Genomic DNA, 26297 nt, shown 5'->3' with positions numbered 1-26297 from the left:
GCCCTCCCGCCACTCTCCCGCCGGTCGCTCAGCCCAGGTCCATCTTCAGGCCTTCCTTGCGCACCACGGCGCCCCACTTCTCCGTCTCGGCCTTGACGAAGGCGGCGTATTCGGCGGGCGTGCCATAGGCCGGGACGCCACCCATCTCGGCGAAGCGCTGCTTCGTCGACGGCATCTCCAGCAGCACCTTGATCTCGGCATTCAGCGCGTCCACCGCGGCGCGCGGCGTTCCCGCCGGATAGAAGGCGCCGAACCAGGTGTTGACGTCGTACTCGGCGAGTTCCGGCAGCGTCTCGCGCAGCGCCGGCAACTCCGGCATCTGCGGGCTGCGGTCGGAGCTGGTCACGCCCAGCGCCCGGACCCGGCCATCCTTGATCTGCCCGACGGAGCTGGTGAGATTGTCGAAGCCGAAGTCGACATCGCCCGCCATCATCGCGGTCATGGCCGGGCCGGCGCCTCGGTAGTGGATGGCGGTCGCCTGGGTTCCCGTGAGCTGATGGAACCAGACGCCGGCGAGGTGCGGGGACTGGCCGGGACCGGAGGTGCTGTAGTTCAGCTTGCCGGGCCGTTCCTTCAGGTAGCGGATGAACTCCGGCACGGTCTTCACCGGCAGGGACGGGTGCACCATCAGCACATTCGGCCCGCGGATCATGTTGGAGACCGGGATGAAGTCCTCCGGCTTGTAGGGCAGGTTGTTGAACAGCGAATAGGCGATGGCCTGTGGTCCGATATTGCTGATCAGCACCGTGTGGCCGTCCGGCCTGGCGCGCATCACCTCGGCGGCGCCGAGAGTGCCGCCGGCGCCGGACTTGTTCTCGACCACCGCCGCCTGGCCCCAGCGTTCGTGCAGGTGCGGCGCCAGGATGCGGCCCATGATGTCGGTGGTGCCGCCCGCGGCGGCGGGAATGACGAGGCGGACCGTCTGGGTCGGGCGCCAGCCCGCCTGCGCCCGCGGGCGGCGCCCCGCCATCAGGCTGCCTGCCGCCAGGGTTCCGGCGCCCAGCAGGACGCGGCGATTGACATGAGTCACGGCTCGAGACTTCCTCCTTGCTGCATGCCTTTTGCTGGCACGGCATCGGCGGCGATTTGGCCTGATCCGGCCGGGGCTGTCATCCCAAATCTGGAATGCTATTCAATATTCTGGATCGATGCGTCCCTCGGAAAGAGCGCGCGCGTGGCGAAGCCCGCGACCTCGCGCAGCTCCCGGCCAAGCTGCTCGAAGATCTGCGGCGGGTGCTGGCCGGCGATGGTGATGCCGGAGAGGCCGAAGCGCGGCTGCCCGTGCTGGTCGGTGATCAGCGCGGCGATGGTGATCAGGCCGCGGTAGAGCTGGCTGTTGTCCAGGCTCCAGCCGCTGCCGCGCGCCGCCTCGACATCGGCGAGGTAGCTCTCGAAGCTCGGCGGCGACTGCCAGCGCAACGCCGCGAAGCGCCGCCGCAGCTCGGCCTGCGGCAGATCGAGCGCGGCGGCGACGCAGCGGCCGACGGCGCCCACCAGCATCGGCAGGCGCAGGCCGAGGCGCATCTCCACCCGCACCGCCGTATGGCTGTGGGCGCGGTCGATCAGCACGATGTGACCGTCCTCGGTGACGCGCCAGAGCACGATCAGCATGTCGTAGTTCAGCGCCAGGCGCTCCAGCTCCGGCCGGATCAGCTCGGCATGGCTGATGCCGAGGAAGCCCGCCGCCAGCTCGGCGACACCGAGGCCGAGGGAATAGGTCTTGTCCTGCTCGCGGAAGGCGACGAAGCGCGTGCGGGTCAGCGTGCGCAGGATGTTGAAGCAGGTGCTGGGGCTGATGCCCGTGCCGCGCGCCACGGCCGCGACGCCGAGCGGCGCCGTGGCGGCGGAGAGGTGCTGCAGGATGCGGATGGCGTGGATCACCGCGCCGACATCGCGCTGGCCGGTCAGGTCCCGCTCGGGCGAGGGTTGATGGGTGTCCATTCAATATCCCGATTGATTTCCCGTATACGGAATGTAGCCTGCCGCCGTGACCGGCGCCAAGGCCGGCTTGGGAAGGAGACCGGAGATGTCCGAGGCCGCTGCCGAGACCGAGATGCGGGTGCGGGAAGAGCGGGACGGCGCCGTGCTGGTGCTGACGCTCGACTATCCGCGGCGGCGCAACGCCCTGGCGCCGCGCCTGCGCGCCGATCTGCTGCGCATCCTGGACCGGGTCGAGGGCGACCCGGAGATCCGCGCCCTGGTCATCACCGGGGCCGGCGAGCATTTCTGCTCCGGCGGTGACCTGTCGGGGATGGATGTCCGCAGCCCGCTGCAGGGGCGGGAGCGCCTGCGCGCCGCGCACCAGCTGATCCGGCTCATGGTCGGCGGCAGCACGCCCGTCGTCGCCGCGGTCGAGGGCTGGTGCGCCGGCGCCGGCCTGTCGCTGGCCTGCGCCTGCGACACCATCGTCGCTTCCGAGGGGGCGCATTTCATGGCCGCCTTCGGCAAGGCCGGGCTGATGGCCGATCTCGGCCTGCCGCACACCCTGCCGCAGCGCGTGGGGCCGGCGCGGGCGCGGCAGATCCTGCTCTATGGCGAGCCGCTGGACGCCGCCGAGGCGCAGCGCATTGGGCTGGTGGACCAGGTGGCGCCCAAGGGCGGCGCGCTGGAGGCGGCGAAGGCTCGGGCGCGGCTCCTGGCCGACCAGGCGCCGACGGCGATCGCCCTGACCAAGCAGATCCTCGCCACCGGGCTGGACCGCGCGCTGGACGAGGAGCGGCACTACCAGAGCCTGCTGTTCCTGACCGACGACCATGAGGAGGGCAAGGCCGCCTTCTTCGGCAAGCGCGCCCCGGTCTTCAAGGGCAGCTGAGCCACGCCGGATCGCTGACGGTTCGATTGAGGCACCGGGCGCGGCCCGGTGCCGGCCCCGCCGTGCTAGCAGATCTCCCGCGGATCGGGAGAAGCCCGTCGCGCTCTGAAAAAACCTTCAGGCGGACAGGACATGGCCAATCTTATCGGCAGCGGCGGCAGCGACCGCCTGGCGGGCGGCAGCGGCGACGACACCCTCTACGGCCTGGACGGCGATGACATCCTGGACGGCGGCGCCGGCGCCGATATCCTCGTCGGCGGCGAGGGGGACGACCTGCTGACCGGCGGGCGCGGCGCCGACCGGCTCTCGGGCGGCGGTGGCAGCGACACCTTCCGCTATGCCGGCCTCGAGGAGATCAGCCTCGACCGCATCATCGACTTCGGCCGGGGCGACCGCCTCGACCTCTCGGCCCTCGCCGGCTTCAGCTTCATCGGCGAGCGCGCCTTCTCCGGCCTCGGGCGGGAGATCCGCTTCAGCCACGCCGATGGCGTCACCCTCCTGAGCATCGACGTCAGCGGCCATGGCCTGGCCGAGATCGGCATGAGCCTCGACGGCAGGCTGCGGCTGGTGGAGACGGCGCCGGGCTCGGGCATCCTGATGCTGGCCGCGGCGCTGGAGCTGACGGGCGGCGCCGGGGCCGATCTCCTGCAGGGCGGTCCGGGCGACGATCGCCTCTTCGGCGGCGCCGGAGGCGACCGGCTGCTCGGCGGGGCGGGCGAGGACACGCTCTCCGGCGAGGCGGGCGAGGACACGCTGATCGGCGGCCCCGGCGCCGACCGGCTGGCGGGCGGCGAGGGGGCGGACAGCTTCCGCTACGAGGCGATGGAGGACTTCGCCGGCGATGTCATCCTGGACTTCGCCGAGGACGACCGCCTCGACGCTTCCGCCATCACCACCCTCCGCTTCATCGGGCAGGCGCGCTTCAGCGGCGCGGCGGGCGAGATGCGCCAGGAGGGCGAGACGCTGGCCATCGACACGGATGGCGACGGCCGGTCCGATCTCGTGCTGCGCCTTGCCGGCGGCGCCCCGCTGCAGGAGACGGCCGCGGGCTCGCGCATCCTCGTCGTCGCCACGCCCCGGACAATCGTGGGCGGCGAGGCGGGCGAGATCCTGGAAGGGGGCGAGGCGGCGGACCGCATCGATGCCGGTGGCGGCAACGACACGCTGATCGGCGCGGGGGGACGCGACCTGCTGCGCGGCCAGTCCGGCGACGACGTGCTGGATGGCGGCGCCGGCGACGACACCCTGGACGGCGGCGCCGGCAACGACACGCTGATCGGCGGCGAGGGCAACGACTCGATCATGGGTTTCAGCGGGGACGACATCCTGATCGGCGGCCTGGGGCGCGACATCCTGCGCGGCGGCGCCGGCAACGACACCTTCCGCTACCATTCCGTCGCCGAGGTCGATGGCGACATCATTCGCGACATGGAGGCGGGGGACCGGATCCAGCTCACCGGCCTGGCGGGGCTGACCTATATCGGCGTCGCCGTCTTTTCGGGCCTGCGCGGCGAGATCCGCTTCGACGGGCAGCAGCTCTGGATCGATGCCGATGGCGACGGCCGCGCCGAGGCCAGCGCCGCCATCGGGACCGGCGGCCACATGCTGGACGAGACCGCGCCGGGCTCGCGCATCCTGGTGCTGTCGGAGAATCGCGGGCTGACCGGCGGCGCCGGGGCGGACCGGTTGCAGGGCGGCGGCGGCGACGACATCCTGCGGGGCGAGGGCGGCGACGACGTGCTGATCGGCGGCGCCGGCAACGACCGCCTGCTGGGCGGCGCCGGGGCGGACCGGCTGGAGGGCGGCCCCGGCAACGACAGTCTCGAAGGCGGTGCCGGCAACGACACCTTCGTCATCGGCGTCGATCCGGGCGCCTCCGACACCATCCTCGATCTCGCCACCGGCGACCGGCTCCTGCTCGACATCCCGTTCCTCGTCTGGATCGGTGACGAGACGTTCAGCGGGGTGCGTCCCGAGGCCCGGCAGAGTCGCGCCGCCAATGGCACGCTGATCGAGATCGATGCCGATGGCGACGGCCTCGCCGACCAGAGCGTGCTGCTCGCCACCGGCGGCTCCCTGGCCGAGGTGACGCCGGGCGCTCGCCTGCTCGGTCTCGTCGCCGCCCGGAACCTCTCGGGTGGCGCCGGCAACGACACGCTGGCGGGCGGCGGCGGGGACGATCTGCTGCAGGGCGGCGGCGGGGACGATGTCCTGGCCGGGCGCGGCGGCGCCGACCGCCTCGAGGGCGGCGACGGCAACGACTTCCTGAAGGGGGAGGGCGGCGACGACATCCTGCTCGGCGGCCAGGGCGACGACACCCTGATCGGCGGCGCGGGCCGGGATGTCCTGACCGGTGGCGCCGGCGCCGACGTCTTCAAGTTCCTGAGCCTGGACGAGATCGCGGCGGGCGAGCGCATCACCGATCTCGACGAATCCGACCTGGTGCATCTGGCCTACCTCACCGAGTTCCGCTTCAGCGCCGAGGGCCTCACCGGGCAGGCCGGGCAGATGGCGGTGCTCGATGGCTGGAACGGCGTGTCGGTGGGCAGGACCTTCCTGGGCTTCGACATCGATGGCGACGGCCTCCCTGAGGCCGTGCTGGAGTTCGACGGCGACGTCCTGCTGGAGGAACGGCGCGCCGGCTCCGGCGTCCTGCAGCGCGTCCAGAATCTCCTCATCTCCGGCGGTGACGGGGATGAGGTGCTGGTTGGCCGCGCCGGCCAGGACGTCATCTATGGCGGCGGCGGCGCCGACCGCATCGGCGGCCGCGCCGGCGACGACCGGCTCCATGGCGGTGCCGGCGACGACACGCTGCTGGGCGAGGCGGGGAATGACAGGCTCTGGGGCGATGACGGCCGGGATGTGCTGGACGGGGGCGCAGGCGCCGACATCCTCCATGGCGGCGCCGGCGACGACCTGCTGCTGGGCGGCGAGGGCGCGGACACCCTGACCGGCGGCACCGGGGCCGACGTCTTCCGCTACCTCGCGGCCGCCGATCTGGCCGGCGACCTCATCACCGACTTCGCCGCCGAGGACAGGCTGGACCTCGCCGCGCTGGGCGCGCGCTTCGTCGGCGCGGCCGCCTTCCAGGCGGATGGCACCGCGCAGCTGCGGGCCTTCCATCTCGGCCAGACCGTGCTCGCCCTCGACAGCAATGGCGACGGTCTCGCCGATGCCAGCCTGACGCTCACCGGCACGCTCTGGCTGGAGGAGGTGGTGGCGGGCTCGGGCCTCCTGCGCATCGTGCCCGACCTCTGGCTCACCGGCACGCCGGGCGCCGATACCCTGACCGGGCGCGAGGGCGACGACCGGCTGGAGGGCGGCGGCGGCGCCGATCTCCTCTCGGGCGGGGCGGGGAAGGACATCCTCCTCGGCGGGGAGGGCGACGACATCCTGCTCGGCGGTGCCGGCGACGACCAGCTCTCCGGCGATGCGGGCGACGACCTTCTGCGCGGCGGCCCCGGCAACGACACCCTGAGCGGCGGCTCGGGCCATGACGTCTTCCTCTGGGATGCCGAGGAGCGCGGCCTGGTCTTCCATGACATCGTCGCCGACTTCGCCGTGGGCGACAGGCTCGACCTCACCGGCCTGCAGGCGGGCTTCATCGGCACGGCGGGCTTCGCCGGCCAGGGCGAGGCGGAGATCCGCCAGTCCGGCGCGGCGCTCTATATCGACCGGAACGGCGACGGCGTGGCCGAGAGCAGCATCCAGATCACCGGCCTCGCGGGAACGCTCGAAGCCGTCTCGCCCGGTGTGGCGGTGCTGGAGCTGGCGCCCTCCCTGGTGCTGTCCGGCACGGATGGCAACGACGTGCTGACCGGGCGCGGCAATGCCGACCAGCTCTCCGGCGGCGCCGGCGACGACATCCTCTCGGGTGGTGGCGGCGCGGACATCCTGCGCGGCGGGCCGGGGGCGGATCTGCTCCTGGGCGGCGCCGGGAACGACCGCTTCGTCTTCGCCCAGGGCGATGTGGGGCTGGGCGCGGCGCGCGACGTCATCGGCGATTTCAGCGTGGCGCTCTACACCGACCTGCTCGACCTCTCCGGCATCGATGCCAATCTGGGACTCGCCGGGGATCAGGCCTTCGCCCTCGTCAGCGGGCCCGCCACGGCGGCGGCGCAGCTCTGGTTCTCCGGCGGCGTGCTCCATGGCAATGTCGATAGCGACCCGGCGGCGGATTTCGAGATCGCGCTGACCGGCGTGACCAGCCTCGCCAGCTGGCACTTCGCGGCCTTCTGATCCCCCGCGCCGCCGCTCCGGGATAGAGAGGAGAGGAAGCAGACACGGGCAGGGAGGTCGGGCATGGGCTGGATGCCGCTGGAGGACGGACCGGACGCCCCGGTGGCGCCGGGCGCGGTGCGGGCGGTGATCCTGCCGCGCGTGCATGATGTCGGCGGCTTCGAGGTCCGGCGCGCCCTCCCGGCGCGCGGGCACCAGATGGTCGGGCCCTTCATCTTCTTCGACCAGATGGGACCGGGCGAGTTCCTGTCCGGCCAGGGGCTGGACGTCCGGCCGCATCCGCATATCGGTCTCTCCACCCTCACCTATCTCTTCGACGGCGCCATCCTGCATCGCGACAGTCTCGGATCGCGGCAGCCGATCCTGCCGGGCGATGTCAACTGGATGACGGCGGGCCGTGGCATCGCGCATTCCGAGCGCACCGATCCGGCGCTGCGCGTGGCGGGCGGGCGGCTCCATGGCATCCAGTCCTGGGTGGCGCTGCCGAAGGCGGCGGAGGAGACGGCACCCGCCTTCGCGCACCACGCCGCGCGCAGCCTGCCGTTCGAGACGGCGGAGGGCGTGTCGCTGCGGCTGGTCGCCGGCGCCGCCTGGGGGCTGGCGGCGCCCGTCGCGGTCTCCTCGCCGCTGTTCTACGCCGATGTGCAGCTGCAGCCGGGCGCCGCGGTGCCGCTGCCGGAGGAGCATGAGGAGCGGGCGGCCTATGTGCTGCGGGGCGAGGTGACGGTGGGGCCGGACCGCTTCGCGGCGGAGCGGATGCTGGTCTTCCGCGCCCGCGACCGGCTGGCGCTGCGCGCGGGGCCACAGGGCGCGCGGCTGCTGCTGCTCGGCGGCGCGGCGATGGACGGGCCGCGCTACCTGTTCTGGAACTTCGTCTCCTCCTCGCGCGAGCGCATCGACCAGGCCAAGGCGGACTGGAAGGCTGGCCGCTTCGCCGCCGTGCCGGGCGACGAGAAGGAGTTCATCCCGCTGCCCGAGGAGCGTGTCCGCATGCGCGCCGCCACCCGGGCGGAGCCGCCGCCGGCAAGCTGAGCCGCCGTGTCAGTCCGCCGTCCCGGCCATGGCGCGGTGCGGGCAGGCGCCGCGGCGGCGGCGGCGGGCCTCGGCCGCGTAGCCGCCCGGCCGATGGTCGGGCGCCTGGTTCGGCACCACGATGGAGCGGTGGTAATCGGCCCAGTCCGCCGGCCCCATCGCCTCCAGCGCCGGGCTCATGGCGGCGCCGCCGAGCACCGGTTCGGAATAGGCCATCTGCGGCACCGGCTGCGCCTGCAACAGCGGCTCGGCGCGGCGGAACTCGATCGGCGTTCCGGTGCGGGTCAGGCGCAGATTGGTGAAGAGCGGGCCGAACCAGTGATCGGCCTCCACCAGCCCCTCATAGGGTTCATAGGCCGGGTGGCGCGGCACATTGGCCAGCGGCCGCAGCAGCAGGCTCCAGCCCGGCGCGGTGCGGGCGGCTAGGCCGGTCCACATCTGCACCACGCCCGGCTCCTGCAGGGCGGTCAGGAAGGGCGGCGCGTAGCCGCGCGACGCCTCGGGCGCCACCGCGTCGAAGCGCTCGGCAAAGTGCGGAAATTGCGCGGCGCCGAGCGGCAGCCAGTCCTCCAGCCCGTCGCAATGCCACCAGATCTGCGCGCCATCCCAGAGCAGGCGGAAATCCATCGGCGCATGGAGATGCCAGCCGAAGCCGGCGGCGCTGGCCACCGCGTCGCAATGGCGCATGGCGCGGATCGGCAGGCTGCCGAGGCCGGAGCGGTCGGCCCGCGCCGGCAGGGGCGCCGTGTCGATCATCCGGTGGAAGGTGACGCAGGGCGTGGCGAGGGTCATGGCGGAGGCCCGGGATGGTGGTGGCGGGAGATGGGCCGGCGGGCGGCGAGCCGCCGGCCCCGGGGAGGATCAGCCGCGGCGCATGCCGGCGCCGAAGCGCACCCGGCCGGCATCGGCCACGGCGGCGGGGACCACGAGGCCGATCATCCCGGCCGCCCGGCGGGGCGGGCAGGCGGCGCCGCGGGAGGTCGCCGCGCCGGGCAGCGGCGGAACCGCGCCGGGAGCGCGCATGCCGGCGCCGAGGCGCACGCGGCCGGAATCACGCAGGCTGTCGATCGAGAGCTTGGTCATGGGGATTCTTTCCTTGGGGCCGGGCCGCCCCGCGAGAGGGCGGCCTGTCGGTGGGAAGGACGCCGGGGCATCTCTACCCCAACAACAGGGATATTAAACCCATGGTTGATGAAATCAAGGAATATTTTCCGATTTTGCGGTGGGAAATCCTGGCCGCCTTTTGACGGGGCCTTGACGTTAAGGGTTCCTTAATCACGCGCCCCGCATCGCCGGCGCCGATAGCCTGCGGCCAGATGAACCACGATCGGAGCAGGCGATGATGATGAGCAAGATCCGGAGCCAGGACGCCTTCGCCCAGGGGGATGAGGACATGCTGCAGGCCTACAATGAAGGGCAGGACAGCCTGCTCCGCGTCTATGCCGAGGCGCGCCGCTATATCCATTGCCGCGACCGGCACCAGCAGATGGAGCGCCTGGGCCAGGCCGGGCCGCGCGATCTCGCCGAGGCGATCGAGCGGGATTTCGTTGCCTTCGAGCTGGAGGGGGCGGAGCGCTCGTTGCGGGCGGCGCTGCGCGGCGCGGATGTGGCTCTGGGGCAGTCCCTGTCCCCACGGTAGCGGTGCCGGCCCGGACTTCGCGCCAATAGGTGACAGCTTCGTGAGATCGGCTAGGTTGGCGCCATGGGCCGTATCGAGAGGATCGGGGCCGGGCGGGACGCCGGCCCGCCGCTGCCGTCCTGGCCTGCTCCGGGCCCGGCCAGCCCGCGCCTGCGCCTGGGCCTGATCGGCCCGATGGAGGCCTGGACCCTGTCCAGCCAGGCGGTCCTGCCGCGCTCGCGGAAGGCGCGCGCCCTGCTGGCCGTTCTCGGCATGGCGCTGGGCCAGCCCGTGCCGCGTCAGCGCCTGGCCGAGCTGCTCTGGTCCCGCCGCGGCGAGGAGCAGCAGCGCGGCTCGCTGCGCCAGGCGCTGCATGACCTCCAGGCCGCGCTCTCGCCCGCCGGGCCACGCCTTCTGCAGGCCGGGCGCGACGCGCTGACGCTGGAGCGTGAGGATGTCTGGGTGGATGCGCTGGCGCTGCTCGCGCCGGACGCCACCCCGGCCGCGCTGGACCTGCTGTCCAACACCGTCCTGCCCGATCTGGAGGGGCTGGATCCCGCCTTCGATGCCTGGCTGACGCAACAGCGGGGCCGGCTGCAAGAGGCGGCGGCCAACCGTGCCGCCGCCCTGCTGGCCACGGCCGGCCCGCAGGAGGCGGCGCTGGAGGCGGCGCAACGGCTGCTCCGCATCGATTCGAGCCGGGAGCAGGGGTGGCAGGCCCTGATCCGGCTGCGGCTGGCGCAGGGGGACCGCGGCGCCGCGCTGGCCGCCTACGAGGCCTGCCGCAATCTGCTCGCCAGCCGCTACAACGCCACCCCCTCGGCCGAGACGGAGGCCCTGGCGCAGGCGCTCCGCGCCACGGCCGGCCCGCCCCTGGCACAGCCGGCGCCGCCACCGCCGCCACGGCAGCGGGGCGCGCGGCTCGGCGTCGTGCCGCTGCGCCTGCTGGGTGAGGGGGTCGCGCCGCATCTCGGCTTCGGCCTGGCGGAGGAGATCGGCGCCGCGCTGTCCCGCCTCCGCTGGATCTTCGTCGCGGACAGCACCTCCCTCGCCAGCCTGGCGGAGCGCGAGGGGGTGGAGGCGGCGACGCGGGCGCTCCGTCTCGACTATCTGCTGAGCGGCACCGTGCAGCGCGGCGGCGAAACGCTGCGCGTGACCCTGCGGCTGGCCGACCAGCGCGAGCCGGGCCTGGTCTGGAGCCAGCGCTTCGACCGCCCGGCCGGCGATCTGCTGGCCCTGCAGGACGAGGTCGCGGCCGCGGTGGTGGCGCGGATCGATCCCGAGATCCTGCTGATCGAGGCGCATCACGCCGGCGCCCGCCCCAGCCAGGGCAGCGCCTACGACCTTCTGCTGCGCGCCATCCCGGCGATCCATGGCCTGGATCGCGAGACCTTCCTCGGCGCGAGGCGCTGGCTGGAGGAGGCGATCCGGCTGGAGCCGGACTATGCCCAGGCCCATGCCTGGCACGCCTACTGGCATCTCTTCCTGGTCGGCCAGGGCTGGGCGGCGGACGAGGCGGCCAGCACGCGGGAGGCGGAGCGCCTGGCGCGGCGGGCGAGCGGACTCGACCCGCTGGATGCCCAGGCCCTGACCATCCAGGGGCATGTGCGCGCCTTCCTGCACCATCAGGTGGAGGAGGCGGCGGAGCTGCATGCCCGCGCCCTGGCGCGGAACCCGAACCTGGCCATGGCCTGGGTCTTCTCCGGCATGGCGGAGAGCTACCGGGGGCGGCACGAGGTGGCGCTGGCGCAGTTCGACCGCTACCTCGCCCTCTCGCCCTGCCATCCTCACGCCTTCTTCTTCGACGCCGGGCGCGGCATTCCCCTGCTGATGCTGGGCCGGCATGCCGAGGCGGCGGCGGTCGGCCGGGCCTGCACCGCGCTGCGGCCGGAGTTCAGCTATCCCTACAAGACCTATCTCTCCGCCCTGGGCCATCTGGGCGAGGCGCGGGAGGCGGCGGAACTGCGCGAGCGGCTGCTGGCCATCGAGCCCGACTTCACGGTGGCCAAGGCGCTGCGCCGCACGCCGGTGCGCGGCGCGGCCGACCGGCAGCACTACGCCGAGGGGCTGTGCCGGGCCGGGCTGCGGTGACGCCGCCCGCGCGCCGGGGTGACTTCCCGCCGCGCCTGCCCCATCTCCGCTGAGGCGGTGGCCGGAGGCGGGGATGCCGCGCGCCACGCCGGCCGACCCCGGAGGATCGATGCACGACACGCCCGCCCATGCCCTCTGCCCCGCCCGGCGCCACGACGCGGCGCGGCCGGCACCTCCTGTGGCGCCAGGGGAGGTGCCGGTGCCGGAGGAGGTGCCGGTCGCGCTGACCTATGGCCGGGCGACGCATGCGGTGATGATGGCGACGCCGCGGGATCTGGAGGATTTCGGCCTCGGCTTCAGTCTGACGGAGGGCATCATCGCCGAGCCCGGGCAGCTGACGGCGCTGGAGGTGCTGCCGCGCCCGGCGGGCTTCGAGGTGCGGATGACCCTGTCCGAGGACCGCGACGAGGCCCTGCTGCACCGCCGCCGGTACATGGCCGGCCCGGTCGGCTGCGGCCTCTGCGGGCTGGAGAGCCTGGAGGCGGTGCTGCGGCCGCTGCCACGGCTCGAGGCCGGCCTGCGCCTTGCGGCGGATGCGGTGCCGCGGGCCCTGGCGGCCCTGTCGGAGCATCAGCCCCTGCACGATGTGACCCATGCGGTGCATGCGGCGGGCTTCTGGCGCGCCGGCCAGGGCCTGGTGCTGGCGCGCGAGGATGTCGGCCGCCACAACGCCCTCGACAAGCTGGTGGGCGCGGTGCGGCGGCAGGGGGAGGCGCCGGCGGGCGGCGCCGTCGTCCTCACCAGCCGCGTCTCGGTGGAGATGGTGCAGAAGACCGTGCTGCTCGGCGCGCCGGTGCTGATCGCGGTCTCGGCGCCCACCGCCCTGGCGGTGCGCACCGCCGGCGCGGCCGGGCTGACGCTGATCGCCCGCGCGCGGGGCGGCCGTTTCGACGTCTTCACGCATCCGGAGCGCCTGCTGGGCTGAGGCGCAGGGAGAAGGGGGGCTGCGCGCGGCGGTTTCGGAGATCCCGATCTCCCAGAAACAGCAGGTGCCGCCGGCCTTGACCGGCTCTCCGGCGCCAGGCCGGACTGAACCGGGCGGGCTTCCCGGGCTTGGCGAATTGAGAAGCGTTATCAGAAACATGCGGCGATGTCGGACGCGCCGCCGGGCGAATCGCTTTCCGCTTGACACCGAACTGGCCGCGCCTCACCTCTTCCTGGTCCGACCACCTGCCAGGGTCGGCTCAGTGGATGGGAGGGCCGTGATGAACATGGAACTCTCGCGGCGCGGCTTTCTGAAAGCCGCCGGCGCGGGTGTTGCAGCGACGTCGCTGGGTGCGTTGGGCTTCGGCGAGGCTGAGGCGGCGGTTTCCGCCCTGGTCCGGCCCCTGAAGCTGGCCAATACGACCGAGACGCGCAACACCTGCACCTATTGCTCCGTCGCCTGCGGCATCATCCTCTATTCCAGGGGCGATGTGCGGAAGGGCGAGCGGGCCGAGATCACCCATATCGAGGGTGACGCGGACCATCCGACCAACCTGGGCACGCTCTGCCCCAAGGGCGCCGCGCTCAAGGACTTCGTCCATTCGCCCACCCGCCTGAAGCACCCGATGGTGCGCCGGCCGGGCTCCGATCGCTTCGAGCAGGTCTCCTGGGACTACGCGCTCGACCGCATCGCGCGGCTGATGAAGGACGATCGGGACGCCAACTTCCTCGCCACCAACGAGGCGGGATTGCCGGTGAACCGCTGGACCACCACCGGCATGCTCGCGGCCTCCGCCACCACCAACGAGACGGCCTGGGCGACCTTCAAGGTGGCCAAGACCCTCGGAATCGTCGGATTCGATAACCAGGCGCGCGTCTGACACGGCCCCACGGTGTCCAGTTTGGGCCCGACATTTGGCCGTGGAGCGATGACCAACTCCTGGACCGACATCCGCAACACCGATCTCGTCGTCGTCATGGGCGGCAACGCGGCGGAAGCGCACCCCTGTGGCTTCAAGTGGGTCACGGAGGCGAAGGCGCATCGCGGCGCCAAGCTCATCGTGGTCGATCCGCGCTTCACCCGCACGGCATCGGTCGCGGATTTCTACGCGCCCATCCGGCAGGGCAGCGACATCGCCTTCCTGCTCGGGTTGATCCGCTACTGCATCGAGAACGACAAGGTGCAGTGGGAGTACACCAAGGCCTTCACCAACGCCTCCTTCATCGTCAAGGAAGGCTTCGGCTACGCCGATGGCCTGTTCTCCGGCTATGACGAGGAGAAGCGCGACTACGACCGCACCAGTTGGGACTATGAGATCGGCGAGGACGGCTATGCCAGGGTGGACCCGACCCTGCAGCACCCGCGCTGCGTCTGGAACCTGCTGAGGCAGCACGTCTCGGTCTACACGCCCGAGATGGTGGAGCGGATCTGCGGCACGCCCAAGGCGAAGTTCCTGAAGATCGCGGAGATGGTGGCGGAGTGTTCCTCGCCCACCAGAACCATGACCTCCATGTACGCACTGGGCTGGACGCAGCATTCGCACGGCGCGCAGAACATCCGCGGCATGGCCATGCTCCAGCTCATCCTGGGCAATATCGGCGTCCGGGGCGGCGGCATGAACGCGCTGCGCGGGCATTCCAACATCCAGGGCCTGACCGATCTGGGCCTGATGTCGCATCTCCTCACCGGCTATCTGAACATGCCGACGGAGAAGGAGCCGGATCTGGCTACCTACATGGCCTCGCGGCAGTTCAAGCCGCTGCGGCCCGGGCAGACCAGCTACTGGCAGAACTACAGCAAGTTCTTCGTCAGCTTCATGAAGGCCATGTGGGGCGATGCCGCGCGGGCCGAGAACGGCTGGGCCTACGACTACCTGCCCAAGCTCGACGTGCCCTCCTACGACGTGCTGCGCATGTTCGAGCTGATGAACCACGGCAAGGTCAACGGCTATCTCTGCCAGGGCTTCAACCCGGTGCTGGCCTTCCCCAACCGGGGCAAGGTGGTGGCCGGGCTGTCGAAGCTGAAGTTCCTGGTCACCATGGACCCGCTGGAGACGGAGACCGCGCGCTTCTGGGAGAACCACGGCGCGTTCAACGACGTGAACACCGCCAGCATCCAGACCGAGGTCTTCCAGCTTCCCACGCGGTGCTTCGCGGAGGACCAGGGCTCGCTGACCAATTCCGGGCGCTGGCTGCAGTGGTTCTGGCCGGGCGGCACCGCGCCCGGTGAGGCCAGGCCGGACACCTGGATCATGGCGCAGATCTTCCTCCGCATGCGCGAGCTGTACCGCAAGGAGGGGGGCGCCTTCCCGGATCCGATCCTCAACCTGTCCTGGGAGTACCACGACCCGAACGAGCCGGAGCCGGAGGAGCTGGCGAAGGAGATCAACGGCCGGGCCCTGACCGACCTGACCGATCCGAACGATCCGTCGAAGGTGATCGTGGCGGCCGGCAAGCAGGTGCTGAACTTCACGCAGCTGCGCGATGACGGCTCGACCATGTGTGGCTGCTGGATCTATTCGGGCTGCTTCAACGAGGCCGGCAACAACATGGCCCGGCGCGACAACAGCGATCCGGACCAGACCGGCACGCATCCCAACTGGACCTGGGCCTGGCCGCTGAACCGGCGGACGCTCTACAACCGCGCCTCCGCCGACCTGAACGGCAAGCCCTGGGACCCCAGCCGCAAGATCATCGAATGGGATGGCACGCGCTGGACCGGCTATGACGTCCCCGATATCGGTGTCACCGCCAAGCCGGGCGAGGTCATGCCCTTCATCATGAACCAGGAGGGGGTGTCGCGCCTCTTCACGCGGGGCATGATGCGGGACGGGCCTTTCCCGGCGCATATGGAGCCCTTCGAGAGCCCCATCGCCAACGTGATGAACCCGCGCATGCGGGGCAATCCGGTGGCGCGGCTTTTCGAGAGCGACCTGGCGCAGTTCGGCACCTCGGAGGAGTTCCCCTTCGCGGCGACCTCCTACCGGCTCACCGAGCACTTCCACTACTGGACGAAGCACAACCGGGTGAATGCCGCTCTGCAGCCCGAGTTCTTCGTCGAGATCTCGGAGGAGCTGGCGGCGCTGCGGCAGATCACCCCGGGCGGCTGGGTGCGCGTCTGGTCGAAGCGCGGCTCGGTCAAGGCGAAGGCGGTGGTGACCAAGCGCATCCGGCCGCTGATCTGCGACGGCAAGACCGTCCATGTGGTCGGCATCCCGCTGCACTGGGGCTTCACAGGCTCGGCGAAGAAGGGCTTCGGCCCGAACTCGCTGACGCCCTTCGTGGGCGACGCCAACATCGAGACGCCGGAGTACAAGGCCTTTCTGGTGAACATCGAGCCGTCCTCGGCGCCCGGGGTGACGTCATGAGGCGGTCCGTGAAGGGGATAGCGGCATGAGCGACAGTCCGCGCACCGCGGTCAGCAACCCGCCGACCCAGCCTATGGCCAGCAACTTCGGCGAGCGGGATCTGGTCCGCCGCTCGGCGACGGAGGACCTGCCGCCGCCCGAGCGGCAGCTCACCCCGGTCGCCAAGCTGATCGACGTCTCCAAGTGCATCGGCTGCAAGGCCTGCCAGTCGGCCTGCGTGGAGTGGAACGACACCACGCCGGCGATCGGCGAGAACACGGGCGTCTACGAGAACCCGCACGATCTCACCGAGAACATGTTCACCCTGATGCGGTTCACGGAATGGGTGAACCCGGAGACCGACAATCTGGAGTGGCTCATCCGCAAGGATGGCTGCATGCACTGCGCCGATCCGGGCTGCCTCAAGGCCTGCCCGGCCCCCGGCGCCATCGTGCAGTACACCAACGGCATCGTGGACTTCATCCACGAGAACTGCATCGGCTGCGGCTATTGCATCAAGGGATGTCCCTTCAACATCCCCCGCATCTCCAAGGCCGATCACCGCTCCTACAAGTGCACCCTCTGCTCCGACCGTGTCGCGGTGGGCCAGGGGCCGGCCTGCGCCAAGGCCTGCCCGACCCAGGCCATCGTCTTCGGCACCAAGGAGGACATGAAGCAGCATGCCGCCGGGCGCATCGCCGACCTGAAGTCGCGCGGCTTCGCCAATGCCGGGCTCTACGATCCGCCGGGCGTCGGCGGCACGCATGTCATGTATGTGCTGCACCACGCCGACAAGCCGCAGATCTATGCCAACCTGCCGGAGAATCCGCGCATCTCGCCTCTGGTGCAGAGCTGGAAGGGCGTGACCAAGTATGTCGGCCTCGCCGCGATGGGCATGATGGCGGTCGGCAGCATCGTCCATGGCGTCTTCGCGCGGCCCAACCGCGTTTCGCGGGAGGATGAGGAGAACGCCGAGAAGCTGGTGGAGGGCAAGCCCGTGCCGCCGCCAGGGGAGCATGCGTGATGGTGGAGCGCGTCCAGCCCGGCGATGCGGTGCATCCCGGCAAGCCGGTCACGGTCAACCGCTACGGCGCCGGCGCCCGGCTCAACCACTGGATCACGGCGACCAGCCTGATCCTGCTGGCCCTCTCCGGCCTGGCGCTGTTCACGCCCTCGCTCTACTTCCTGACCGCGCTCTTCGGCGGCGGACAGAACACCCGTGCCTTTCACCCCTGGATCGGCGTGGTGCTCTTCCTCAGCTTCTTCATCTTCTTCTTCCAGCTCTGGAAGGCGAACCTGCCGGAGAAGGTGGATATCGTCTGGCTCAGCCGCATCCGCGACGTGATCGGCGGGCGCGAGGAGCGGCTCCCCGAGCTCGGCAAGTACAATGCCGGCCAGAAGTTCATCTTCTGGGCGATGACCGGGCTGATCCTGCTGCTGATCGTCAGCGGGGTGGCGATCTGGGAGGCCTATTTCGCCGCCTATGTCTCGATCCCGATGCGGCGGGTCGCGGTGCTGGCGCATTCGGTGGCGGCGGTGCTGATCATCTGCGTCTTCATCCTGCACGTCTATGCGGCCTTCTGGACGCGTGGCACGCTGCGCGCCATGACGCGGGGCACCGTCACCGGCGGCTGGGCCTGGCGGCATCACCGCAAGTGGCTGCGCGATCTGGCGGGGCAGCGCAAGACCGGCCCCGCCGAGTAATCCCGAGGCGCATGTGGCCGGTCCGGCCCGCGAGGTGAGATGTCCGCTTTCCATGGGCTGCAGCCCGACCCCTCCGCCATCGGGCGGCTGAGCAAGCCGCCCTTCGCCCTGCTGCCCGATCCCGCGGCGCTGTTCCGGCAGCGCGCCGAGCGGCTGGAGGTCCTGGCGGCGGAGAACCCGCTCGGCCCCTATCTGCGCTTCCTGGCCGGGATCTGCGCGGCCCAGGCGGAGGTCGCCGCCGGCCTGCCGCCGCCCGACCCGCTTCCGGCCGGGCAGGTGGAGCGGGCGCGGGACGGCCGCATGCCGCCGCTCGACCGCCACGCGCTGGCGCGCGACGCCGCCCTGCCGGGCCTGGTCACCCGCTTCCTCGACAGGCTGGCGCCATCGACCATGCCGGAGCCCGCCGCCGCCGCCATCGCCGCCCTGCGCGAGGCCGGGCCGGAGGCGCTGGGCGCGATGCTGGAGGCCGTCGCGGAGGATTCGCTCCCGGTGGAGCAGCTGCCGGAGCATATCCTCCTCGCCGCCGCCCTGCAGGTCGCCATGGCGCGGCGCGCCGCCATCCTGCCGGCGGAGCGGCTGGTGCCGATCGAGACCGGCGTCTGCCCGGCCTGCGGCGGCCCGCCCGCCGCCTCCCTGGTGACCGGGCGGCCGGGCGCCGAGGGCGCGCGCTACGCCGCCTGCGCCGCCTGCGGCACGCAATGGAACGAGGTGCGGATCAAATGCCTGGCCTGCGGCTCGACCCAGGGCGTGGGCTACAAGGAGGTGGAGCCGGCGGCCGGATCGGACGAGGCCGCGACGGTGAAGGCCGAGACCTGCGACGCCTGCCGCTCCTGGGTGAAGATCTTCTACCAGAACCTCAACCCCGCCCTGGAGCCCATCGCCGACGACGTGGCCAGCCTCGGCCTCGACCTGATGATGCGCGAGACCGCGTATCGCCGCGCCGGCTTCGACCCCTTCCTGATCGGGTACTGAGCCATGGCCGCGCCGGACGCGCTGCGCGCGCTGCCCTCGGTGGATCATGTCCTGCTCCTGGCCGGCGGCGCGATCGAGCGCTTCGGCCGCGCGGAGGTGACGGCCGCGGTGCGGGAGGAACTGGCCCGGCTGCGCGCCGCCGGTGGCGCCGGCCTGGAGCGGGAGGCCGCCGCCGCCGCCGTGGCCGTCGCCGCCCTGGACCGTCTGGCGGCCCGGGAGCGCTCGGGCCTGCGTCCGCTCTTCAACCTGACCGGCACGGTGCTGCACACCAATCTCGGCCGCGCGCAACTGGCCGAGGCCGCCATCGAGGCCGCGACGGCGGCGATGCGCGAGGCGGTGGCGCTGGAGTTCGACCTGGAGAGCGGCGGGCGCGGCGAGCGGGACGACCACCTGCGCGACCTGTTGCGCGAGCTGACCGGGGCCGAGGACGCCACGGTGGTGAACAACAACGCCGCCGCCGTGCTGATCGCGCTGAACACGCTGGGCGAGGGGCGGGAGGCCATCGTTTCGCGGGGCGAGCTGATCGAGATCGGCGGCGCCTTCCGCATGCCCGACATCATGGCGCGCGCCGGGGTGCGGCTGGTCGAGGTCGGCACGACCAACCGCACCCATGCGCGCGACTACCGCGCGGCGCTGCGGCCGGAGACCGGGCTGCTGCTGAAGGTGCATCCCTCCAACTACCGGATCGAGGGCTTCACGGCCGAGGTGCCGGGCGCGGAACTCGCCGCCATCGCCCATGAGGCCGGCGTGCCGCTGCTGAACGACCTCGGCTCCGGCACCCTGGTCGATCTGTCCGCCCATGGGATGGCGCGCGAGCCGACGGTGAGCGAGGCGGTGGCGGAGGGGGCGGATCTCGTCACCTTCTCGGGCGACAAGCTGCTCGGCGGGCCGCAGGCCGGCTTCATCCTGGGGCGGCGGGACCTGATCGCCGCCATCAACCGCAACCCGATGAAGCGGGCGCTGCGTGTCGACAAGATCCGCCTCGCCGCGCTGGAGGCGACGCTGAAGCTCTACCGCGACCCGGCGCGGCTGGTGGACCGGCTGCCGACCCTGCGCCTGCTGGCCCGGCCGGAGCCGGCGATCGCCGCCCAGGCGCGGCGCCTGCTGCCCGAGGTGGCGCGGCGCCTGCCCGGCGGCATCGCCGTGGCGGCGGCGCCCTGCCGCAGCCAGATCGGCTCCGGCGCCCTGCCGCTCGACACCCTGCCGAGCCATGGCCTGCGCCTGACCGCGCCGGCCGGCCGCATGCTGGAGGCCCTGGCCACCGCGCTGCGCGCCCTGCCGCGCCCGGTGATCGGCCGGCTGCGCGACGGGGCGCTGCTGCTCGACCTGCGCTGCCTGGAGGACGAGGCGGGCTTTCTCGCCAGCCTGGACGGATTGCCGCATGGGCTGGCTTAGCCGGCTGCTCGGGCGTGCCGCGCCCAGGGATGGCATGGGAGATGGCATGGGGGAAGGCATGGAGGCCGCCATGGCCGCCTTCCAGGCCGGCGACCCGGCCCGCGCGCTCGCTCTCTGGGAGCCGCTGGCGCGCGCCGGCGATGCCCGCGCCGCCGCCAATATCGGCGCCTGCTTCGCCGAGGGGATGGGCGTGCCGGTCAATGCGCCGCTGGCCCGGCAGTGGCTGAGCCTGGCCGCCGGGGCCGGCCACGCGCCCGGTCAGCGCAACCTGGCCACGCTCTATCTGCGCGGCGGCGAGGGGGTGGAGGCCGATCCGGCCCGGGCCGCCGAACTCTACCGGGCCGCCGCCGCGCAGGGCGATGCCCAGGCGCAGGACATGCTGAGCTGGATGCTGCTGGAGGGCGAGCTGATCCCGCCCGATCCGGCCGAGGCGCGGCGCTGGGCGCGGGCGGCGGCGGAGGGCGGCATCGCCTCGGCCATGACGCGGATGGGCATGCTGTATCACCATGCGCTCGGCGTGGAGCGCGACGTGGCGCTGGCGGCGCGCTGGTGGGCGCTGGCCGCCGCGCGCGGCGATGCCGATGGGCAGGCCATGTTGGGCGCGGCCTTGCATCTCGGCGCCGGGGTCGCGCCCGATCCGGTGCAGGCCCTTGCCTGGCTGCTGCGCGCCGAGCGGAGCGGCAGCGCCCTGGCCACGCCCTTCCTCGGGCCGGTGCGCGCCGGGCTGGACGCGGCGGCCCGGGCGCGCGCCGCCGCCCTGGCCGGGACGCCGCTGCCCGCACCACCGGCGGCGGAGGCGCTGCCGCCATGATCGTCGGCACCGCCGGCCATATCGACCATGGCAAGACCGCCCTGGTGAAGGCGCTGACCGGCATCGACACCGACCGGCTGAAGGAGGAGAAGGCGCGCGGCATCACCGTCGATCTCGGCTTCGCCTATCTCGGCGCCGAGGGCGGGCCGGCCCCGCTCGGCTTCGTCGATGTGCCGGGGCATGAGCGCTTCGTCCACACCATGCTGGCCGGCGCCACCGGCATCGACTTCGCCCTGCTGGTGGTCGCCGCCGACGACGGCATCATGCCGCAGACCCGCGAGCATCTCGCCATCCTCGACCTGCTCGGCCTGCGGCGCGGCGTGGTGGCGCTCAGCAAGGCCGATCTCGCCGATGCGCCGCGCCGCGCCGCGCTCGCCGGCGAGATCGCGGCGCTGCTGGCGGGCACCGGCCTGGCCGGCGCGCCGGTGCTGCCGGTCTCGGCGCGCAGCGGGGAGGGGATCGCGGCGCTGCGCGCGGCACTGGAGCAGGCCGCCGCCGAGACCCCGCCGCCGGGCGGGACGGGCGCCTTCCGCCTGTCGGTGGACCGCAGCTTCACCCTGACCGGGGCTGGCACGGTGGTCACCGGCACGGTGCTCTCCGGCCGCGTCGCCCAGGGGGAGGCGGTGCTCGTCAGCCCCGCCGGGCTCGCCGCGCGCATCCGCTCGATCCATGCGCAGAACCGGCCGGCGCCGGAGGGGGTGGCCGGGCAGCGCTGCGCCCTCAACCTCGCGGGGGAGGGCATCACCCGGGAGGCCATCGCCCGGGGGGACATGGTGCTGGCGCCGGCGCTGCACGCGCCGACCGACCGCATCGATGCCGAATGCCGCATCCTGCCCGGCGAGCCGAAGCCGCTCGGCACCTGGTTCCCGGCCCGGCTGCACCATGCCAGCGCCGAGGTCGGCGCGCGGCTAGTGCCGCTGGGCGATGCTCTGGCGCCGGGCGGCGGCGGCCTCGCGCAGCTGGTGCTGGACCGGCCGATCGCCGCCGCCGCCGGGGACCGCTTCGTGCTGCGCGATGTCTCGGCGCAACGCACCATCGGCGGCGGCCGCTTTCTCGACCTGCGGCCGCCCGCCCGCAAGCGCCGCACGCCCGAGCGCCTGGCGCAGCTCGATGCCCTGGCCGGGCGTGACCCGGCCACGCGGCTGCGCCGCCTGCTGGAGACGCCGCCGCGCCACGTCGAGCTGGTCGCCTTCGCGCGGGACAACGCCCTGCGGCAGCAGGAGGTCGAGGCGCTGGCCGCCGATGTCGGGGCCGAGATCCTGGAGGCGGGCGGCCAGCGGCTGGCGCTCGCGCCCGAGGGCTGGCGGGATTTCCGGGACGGGCTGCTGGAGCAGCTCGCCCGCCACCACGAGGAGAACCCGGATCAGCAGGGGCTGGGGCGGGAGCGGCTGCGGCTCATGCTCAGCCCCCGCCTGCCGGCCCCGGCCTTCCGCGCCGCGCTGGAGCGCCTGGCGGAGGAGGCGGCGCTGGTGCTGGAGGGCGCCTTCCTGCGCCTGCCGGGGCACGCGGTGCGGCTCGGCGAGGCGGATGAGGCGCTCTATGCCCGCATCGCCCCCCTGCTCGGTGCCGAGGCGCGCTTCCGCCCGCCCCGCGTGCGCGATATCGCCGGTCTCCTGGAGGCACCGGAAGGCGAGGTGCGGCGGGTGCTGAAGGCCTGTGCCCGGCTCGGCCGGGTCGATCAGGTGGCGCATGACCATTTCTTCCTGCGCGCCACCACGGCGGAGATGGTGGGCCTCGCCCGGGACGTCGCCGCGCGGGCGGAGGAGGGCTGGTTCGGCGCCGCCGCCTTCCGCGACCGCATGGACAATGGCCGCAAGGTCGCCATCCAGATCCTGGATTTCCTCGACCGGCTCGGCGTGACCTTGCGCCGCGGCGATCTGCGGCGCATCAATCCTCATCGGGTGGACCTGTTCGGACCGCCCGGGACGGAGGGAAGAGAGGCGTCCCCGGTGGGGCGTCCGGACTTCAAATCCGGGTGGGGCAGCGAGACTGTCCCGGGTGGGTTCGACTCCCATTCTCTTCCGCCACCTCTCCCCGGGAAGGGCCGGGAATGACCGCCCCGATCGACACCGACTTCGACGAATGGCTGGCCGCCACGCATGGCGAGCTGGGCGACTTCACCATGCTCTTCGTGCTGATGCGGATTACCGAGACCACGGTGGAGCCGCTGCGCGGCGCCTGGCTGCATGTGGTGGGGGACGAGACCCGCTGGCCGGAGATGACCGCCCTCTTCGCCGGCGCCGGGGTGTCGTGGTCCGCCGCCGTCTTCTACCGTGCCGGGCGCGAGGGGCTGGTGCCGGACGCCGAGGCCCGCGCCCGGCTGAACGCGCTGACCCGCAAGCTGCACGAGGACCGCACGCTGATCCGCGACGGCGAGTTCTTCAATGCCGAGGGGTTGCGGCTGCGGCTGGAGGACCAGCCGGCGCATTGAGGCGGCGCTAGAGCAGCTGGGGCGCCAGGGCGTCGCCGCAGGAGGGAAGCCCCTCCAGGGGGCGGACCCCGCAGGCCTGCAGATAGGCGGCGATGGCATTGGCCTCCTGAGGGGGGCGGGTGGCATCCTCGGCATGGCCAGGGGGGATGAGAATCACCGTGTCGTACCGCGCCCGCGTCAGCAGCACCCGGTAGGTATTGCGGATATAGCGCCGCATCTCCGGGTGGCTGACCCGGTTCCATCGCGTGCCGGAAAAGCGACGCGCCTGCCAGTGGCCGGCCTCGCGGATGAAGTCGCCACCCCAGGCCATCCCCACCATGTCCAGCTCGAGGCCCTGACAGGAGTACTCGGTGGCGCAGACCTCGAGCGCGTCCGAGGCCCGGATATCCGGCCAGCGGCGGAGGAACCAGTTGACCACCTCGTCGTCGGCGCCGTGCAACTGCACGCCGAGCCCCTCCGCGCGCAGCCGCCGGGCCTTGGACGAACAGACCAGCCCGGCCCGGCGCAGCCCGCGAACGCGCGAACGGAGGGCGGTACGCAGCGCATGGAGGTCGCGGGTCATGAAGAAGGGCAGTCTCCCCGCGGCGGCAATCTCGGCGGCGTCCTGCGGGCGGTCATTCAGCACCGCATCAACCCAGAGCGTGGCGCGATCGTGCAGGACCGATCGTATGGGGATGGCGAGGTTCAGGTCCGGATCAAGCGTGAGCCAGCCTGGCTGTTCCTCCGCCAGACGCTGGGCCGGCTCCGCCGCCTGCAGCGTGGCTGGCGCCGCCACGGCGCGCCAACTGCCGCCGCTCCGAGCTACCACCCGGCCCCATTCCGCCAGGCCAGCCTCGCCGGTGTTGATCTCCTGGCCATTGCCGATCAGGGCGATAATGACGGACCACCCTGGTACCCGATGCATGATCTCCAGCATATGCGCTGGTTCGGACGTGGTCAGGATGGAGCGCCGCCGCTGCGTGTCGCGGCCGGCCTGATCCGCATCCCAGGCGCGCTGCGCCTCGTCGAAGACCACGACGTGTTCGGACGGCGCGGTTTCCGCCTCGCGTACGTAATGCTCCAGAAAGCGATGGACATTCTGCAGCAGCGTGCGTGTCTCGCGCCCTGGCTGGCGGCGGGATCGGCCCTGTTTCGTTGCGTCCAGAAGCAGGGCGCCACGCAGCACCGCCACCAGAGGCGCGTTGCCGGTCAGGAAAGCGGCTCCCTCCGTCGCATGGGTGCCGAAGACGAGGTTGAGGCCGCAGAGTGTCTTGCCGGCCCCGGGGATGCCGGTGACGAAGATGACGCAGCGGGCACCGTCGGCGCGGGCCTGGTCAATCGCCCGACGGATCGCGGCGGTGGTGAGACCAAGGTTGATGGCATCCGTCCTGGAGGCGGCGATCTCCTCGACGCCGTGACGGGCGAAAAGGCGCTGCGCCGCCTCCACGATGGTGGGGACAGGATGATAGGGCGCCGCCATCCAGGCCAGAGCATCAAGCGGCCGGTCCGGTGCGGGGATGCTGGACTGGATCCTTGCCAGCAGCGCGGGGAGGCTCTCGGCGGAGGCGCGCAGCACGGAGGTCACGCCATGCCAGAGCAGCGGCCAGTCATTGCGCGGTGAGGGTGCCGCGCTGGCCAACAGAATGGGAACAACCGGATGCTGACGGCAGGCGGCGTGGAAGTCCCGCAGGTCGAGGGCATAATCCTCGGCCTGCGCGGCATCCTGCGGCGAGAATCCGGCGGCGTTGTTCTTGAACTCGATGACGAGAATGGCGCGATCCGTCAGCACCACCGCGTCGATACGCTTCTCCAGCCGCAGCAGGTCGCATTCCAGCAGGATGACCCAGTCATCGCTACGCGGATCAGGAAAAGCGCTTTGCAGCACATGGATGAGCGCGCGCCAGGATTCCAGCTGCGCCGGCTGCACCTCCCTCAACTGCCGCGCCTGGGCGGCGGCGAGGCGTGCGGCCCAGTCCGTCGCCGGTTCCCGACGCAGGGCGGCGACGGTGGTGGTGACCCAGCCCCTCATGGCGTGACCCTTCTCGGCCAGGTGGCGAGGCCGATGCTGGCCAGCATCAGCAGGAAGCCGAGCGCGTGCAGCGGCTGGAAGGCCTCGCCCAGCAGGGCGACGGCCACCACCGCGGCCGTCGCCGGCAGGAAGACCGTGAAGATGCCCGCGACGCCGGCCGGCGCCCGGCGCAGCCCGGCATACCAGAGCAGCAGGCAGAGCACCGAGGCCGTCAGGCTGTGGAAGACCAGCAGGCCCGCCGTCTCCGGCACCGCCAGCGCCGCCACGCTGCCCAGCACCGGCAGGCAGAAGGGCAGCAGCATCAGCGCGCTGAAGGCCTGCATCCAGAAACTGGCGGTCAGGACCGGCACCCGCCCGGCGATGCGCTTGGCCAGCAGCACATAGGCGGCCTCACCGCAGACGGCGAGAAAGACCAGGGCATTGCCGAGCAGGCTGCCGTCTCCGCCGTCCCCCTCCGCCATCCGCGTCAGGGTGATCGCCGCCATGCCGGAGGCGGCCAGGAGCGCGGCCGCCCATTGCCGGGGCGCGAGCCGCTCGCGCAGCCAGAGGGCGGAGCCCAGCGCGATCACCGCCGGCAGGGTGGCCAGCACCAGCCCGGCCTCCAGTGCCGAGGTATGGCGCAGGCCGGAGAGCAGCGCGGCGTTGTAGAGCAGGGTGCCCAGCAGGGCCTGCGCCGCCAGGTTGCGCAGCACCGGGCCGGAGGGCCGCGCGCCGCCTTCCCGGAGCCGGGCCAGCGGCCAGAGCAGGAGGCAGGCCAGCAGGCAGCGCAGCCCGGCGATCATGGCGATGGGCAGGGCCGCCGCCAGCAGCTTCGCCACCGCCACATTGGCGCCGACCAGCGCCATGGCGGTGGCGAGCTGGGTATAGGCGATCAGCAAGCGGGACTCCGTGGCGGCCGGGGCGCCAGGGTCGC

At 72.3% G+C, this 26297-nt stretch carries 19 protein-coding genes, 1 tRNA gene and 1 pseudogene; 15 read left to right on the top strand and 6 right to left on the bottom strand.

Annotated elements, in window-relative coordinates; all coding sequences use genetic code 11:
* Positions 1-28: 28 nt before the first annotated feature.
* Positions 29-1030: a Bug family tripartite tricarboxylate transporter substrate binding protein gene (locus tag ACF3NH_RS04460; RefSeq protein ID WP_422921990.1), complete on the bottom strand. Its 1002-nt coding sequence runs from the start codon at positions 1028-1030 to the stop codon at positions 29-31.
* 98 nt (positions 1031-1128) lie between these two features.
* Entirely contained in the window at positions 1129-1941 is an 813-nt protein-coding gene (locus ACF3NH_RS04455) for an IclR family transcriptional regulator (RefSeq protein WP_422921989.1), read from the bottom strand.
* A gap of 85 nt (positions 1942-2026) precedes the next feature.
* Here ACF3NH_RS04455 and ACF3NH_RS04450 point away from each other — a divergent pair, with 85 nt between their 5' ends.
* The 3 genes from ACF3NH_RS04450 to ACF3NH_RS04440 all read left to right on the top strand — a co-directional run bounded on the left by ACF3NH_RS04450 (position 2027) and on the right by ACF3NH_RS04440 (position 8083).
* Positions 2027-2812: an enoyl-CoA hydratase/isomerase family protein gene (locus ACF3NH_RS04450; protein ID WP_422921988.1), complete on the top strand. Its 786-nt coding sequence runs from the start codon at positions 2027-2029 to the stop codon at positions 2810-2812.
* A gap of 132 nt (positions 2813-2944) precedes the next feature.
* The gene (locus ACF3NH_RS04445; RefSeq protein ID WP_422921987.1) at positions 2945-7051 is read left to right on the top strand and encodes a M10 family metallopeptidase C-terminal domain-containing protein; all 4107 of its coding nucleotides are present in this window, start codon (positions 2945-2947) and stop codon (positions 7049-7051) included.
* A gap of 63 nt (positions 7052-7114) precedes the next feature.
* Positions 7115-8083, top strand: a complete 969-nt coding sequence (locus tag ACF3NH_RS04440; RefSeq protein WP_422921986.1) for a pirin family protein — start codon at positions 7115-7117, stop codon at positions 8081-8083.
* Between the two features lie 9 nt (positions 8084-8092).
* On the opposite strand, the gene ACF3NH_RS04435 is transcribed toward ACF3NH_RS04440, so the two are convergent.
* Both ACF3NH_RS04435 and ACF3NH_RS04430 read right to left on the bottom strand, forming a co-directional pair.
* Complete coding sequence (locus ACF3NH_RS04435; protein ID WP_422921985.1) at positions 8093-8875, bottom strand: DUF6065 family protein; 783 nt, start codon at positions 8873-8875, stop codon at positions 8093-8095.
* A gap of 69 nt (positions 8876-8944) precedes the next feature.
* Complete coding sequence (locus tag ACF3NH_RS04430) at positions 8945-9166, bottom strand: hypothetical protein (protein WP_422921984.1); 222 nt, start codon at positions 9164-9166, stop codon at positions 8945-8947.
* Positions 9167-9428: 262 nt separating this feature from the next.
* On the opposite strand from ACF3NH_RS04430, the gene ACF3NH_RS04425 reads away from it, so the two are divergent.
* From ACF3NH_RS04425 to ACF3NH_RS04370, 12 genes and pseudogenes are all read left to right on the top strand, one after another.
* Entirely contained in the window at positions 9429-9722 is a 294-nt protein-coding gene (locus ACF3NH_RS04425; RefSeq protein ID WP_422921983.1) for a hypothetical protein, read from the top strand.
* A 63-nt stretch (positions 9723-9785) separates the two neighbouring features.
* Positions 9786-11792, top strand: coding sequence for a BTAD domain-containing putative transcriptional regulator (locus tag ACF3NH_RS04420; RefSeq protein WP_422921982.1), 2007 nt, complete (start codon positions 9786-9788; stop codon positions 11790-11792).
* Positions 11793-11901: 109 nt separating this feature from the next.
* Positions 11902-12717 carry a formate dehydrogenase accessory sulfurtransferase FdhD gene (gene fdhD / locus ACF3NH_RS04415; RefSeq protein ID WP_198368057.1) on the top strand — a complete coding sequence of 272 codons (816 nt, stop codon included), beginning with the start codon at positions 11902-11904 and terminating at the stop codon, positions 12715-12717.
* A gap of 280 nt (positions 12718-12997) precedes the next feature.
* Complete coding sequence (gene fdnG, locus ACF3NH_RS04410; protein ID WP_255528799.1) at positions 12998-16084, top strand: formate dehydrogenase-N subunit alpha; 3087 nt, start codon at positions 12998-13000, stop codon at positions 16082-16084.
* 25 nt (positions 16085-16109) lie between these two features.
* Positions 16110-17087 carry a formate dehydrogenase subunit beta gene (fdxH, locus tag ACF3NH_RS04405; protein ID WP_422921981.1) on the top strand — a complete coding sequence of 326 codons (978 nt, stop codon included), beginning with the start codon at positions 16110-16112 and terminating at the stop codon, positions 17085-17087.
* Positions 17087-17767 (top strand): formate dehydrogenase subunit gamma, encoded by a 681-nt coding sequence (locus ACF3NH_RS04400; protein WP_198368056.1) that lies wholly within the window; start codon positions 17087-17089, stop codon positions 17765-17767. The genes fdxH and ACF3NH_RS04400 overlap by 1 nt, the downstream gene beginning before the upstream one ends.
* 39 nt (positions 17768-17806) lie before the next feature.
* Positions 17807-18739, top strand: coding sequence for a formate dehydrogenase accessory protein FdhE (fdhE, locus tag ACF3NH_RS04395; protein ID WP_422921980.1), 933 nt, complete (start codon positions 17807-17809; stop codon positions 18737-18739).
* Between the two features lie 3 nt (positions 18740-18742).
* A complete protein-coding gene (gene selA, locus ACF3NH_RS04390) occupies positions 18743-20134 on the top strand; it encodes an L-seryl-tRNA(Sec) selenium transferase (protein WP_422921978.1) in 1392 nt (463 codons plus the stop codon).
* The gene (locus ACF3NH_RS04385) at positions 20121-20945 is read left to right on the top strand and encodes a tetratricopeptide repeat protein (RefSeq protein ID WP_422921977.1); all 825 of its coding nucleotides are present in this window, start codon (positions 20121-20123) and stop codon (positions 20943-20945) included. Before selA ends, ACF3NH_RS04385 begins: the two co-directional genes overlap by 14 nt.
* Positions 20942-22771 (top strand): annotated as a pseudogene (gene selB, locus ACF3NH_RS04380) (selenocysteine-specific translation elongation factor); the annotation flags it as partial. The gene ACF3NH_RS04385 and the pseudogene selB, both read left to right, overlap by 4 nt.
* Positions 22772-22876: 105 nt before the next feature.
* A tRNA-Sec gene (locus tag ACF3NH_RS04375) sits at positions 22877-22972 on the top strand.
* Positions 22973-22995: 23 nt separating this feature from the next.
* On the top strand, positions 22996-23376 hold the full coding sequence (locus ACF3NH_RS04370; protein ID WP_198368053.1) for a hypothetical protein: 381 nt from the start codon (positions 22996-22998) through the stop codon (positions 23374-23376).
* 7 nt (positions 23377-23383) lie between these two features.
* Here ACF3NH_RS04370 and ACF3NH_RS04365 read toward each other — a convergent pair whose 3' ends face one another.
* Positions 23384-25384 (bottom strand): DUF2075 domain-containing protein, encoded by a 2001-nt coding sequence (locus tag ACF3NH_RS04365; RefSeq protein WP_422921976.1) that lies wholly within the window; start codon positions 25382-25384, stop codon positions 23384-23386.
* Complete coding sequence (locus tag ACF3NH_RS04360; RefSeq protein ID WP_422921975.1) at positions 25381-26262, bottom strand: DMT family transporter; 882 nt, start codon at positions 26260-26262, stop codon at positions 25381-25383. Before ACF3NH_RS04360 ends, ACF3NH_RS04365 begins: the two co-directional genes overlap by 4 nt.
* Between the last annotated feature and the right edge of the window lie 35 nt (positions 26263-26297).

The sequence above is a fragment of the Pseudoroseomonas sp. WGS1072 genome (assembly GCF_049340465.1).
GTDB lineage: Bacteria > Pseudomonadota > Alphaproteobacteria > Acetobacterales > Acetobacteraceae > Pseudoroseomonas.
The sequence above is the reverse complement of the archived record's forward strand: the minus strand, read 5'-3'. Positions and strand labels throughout refer to the sequence as shown.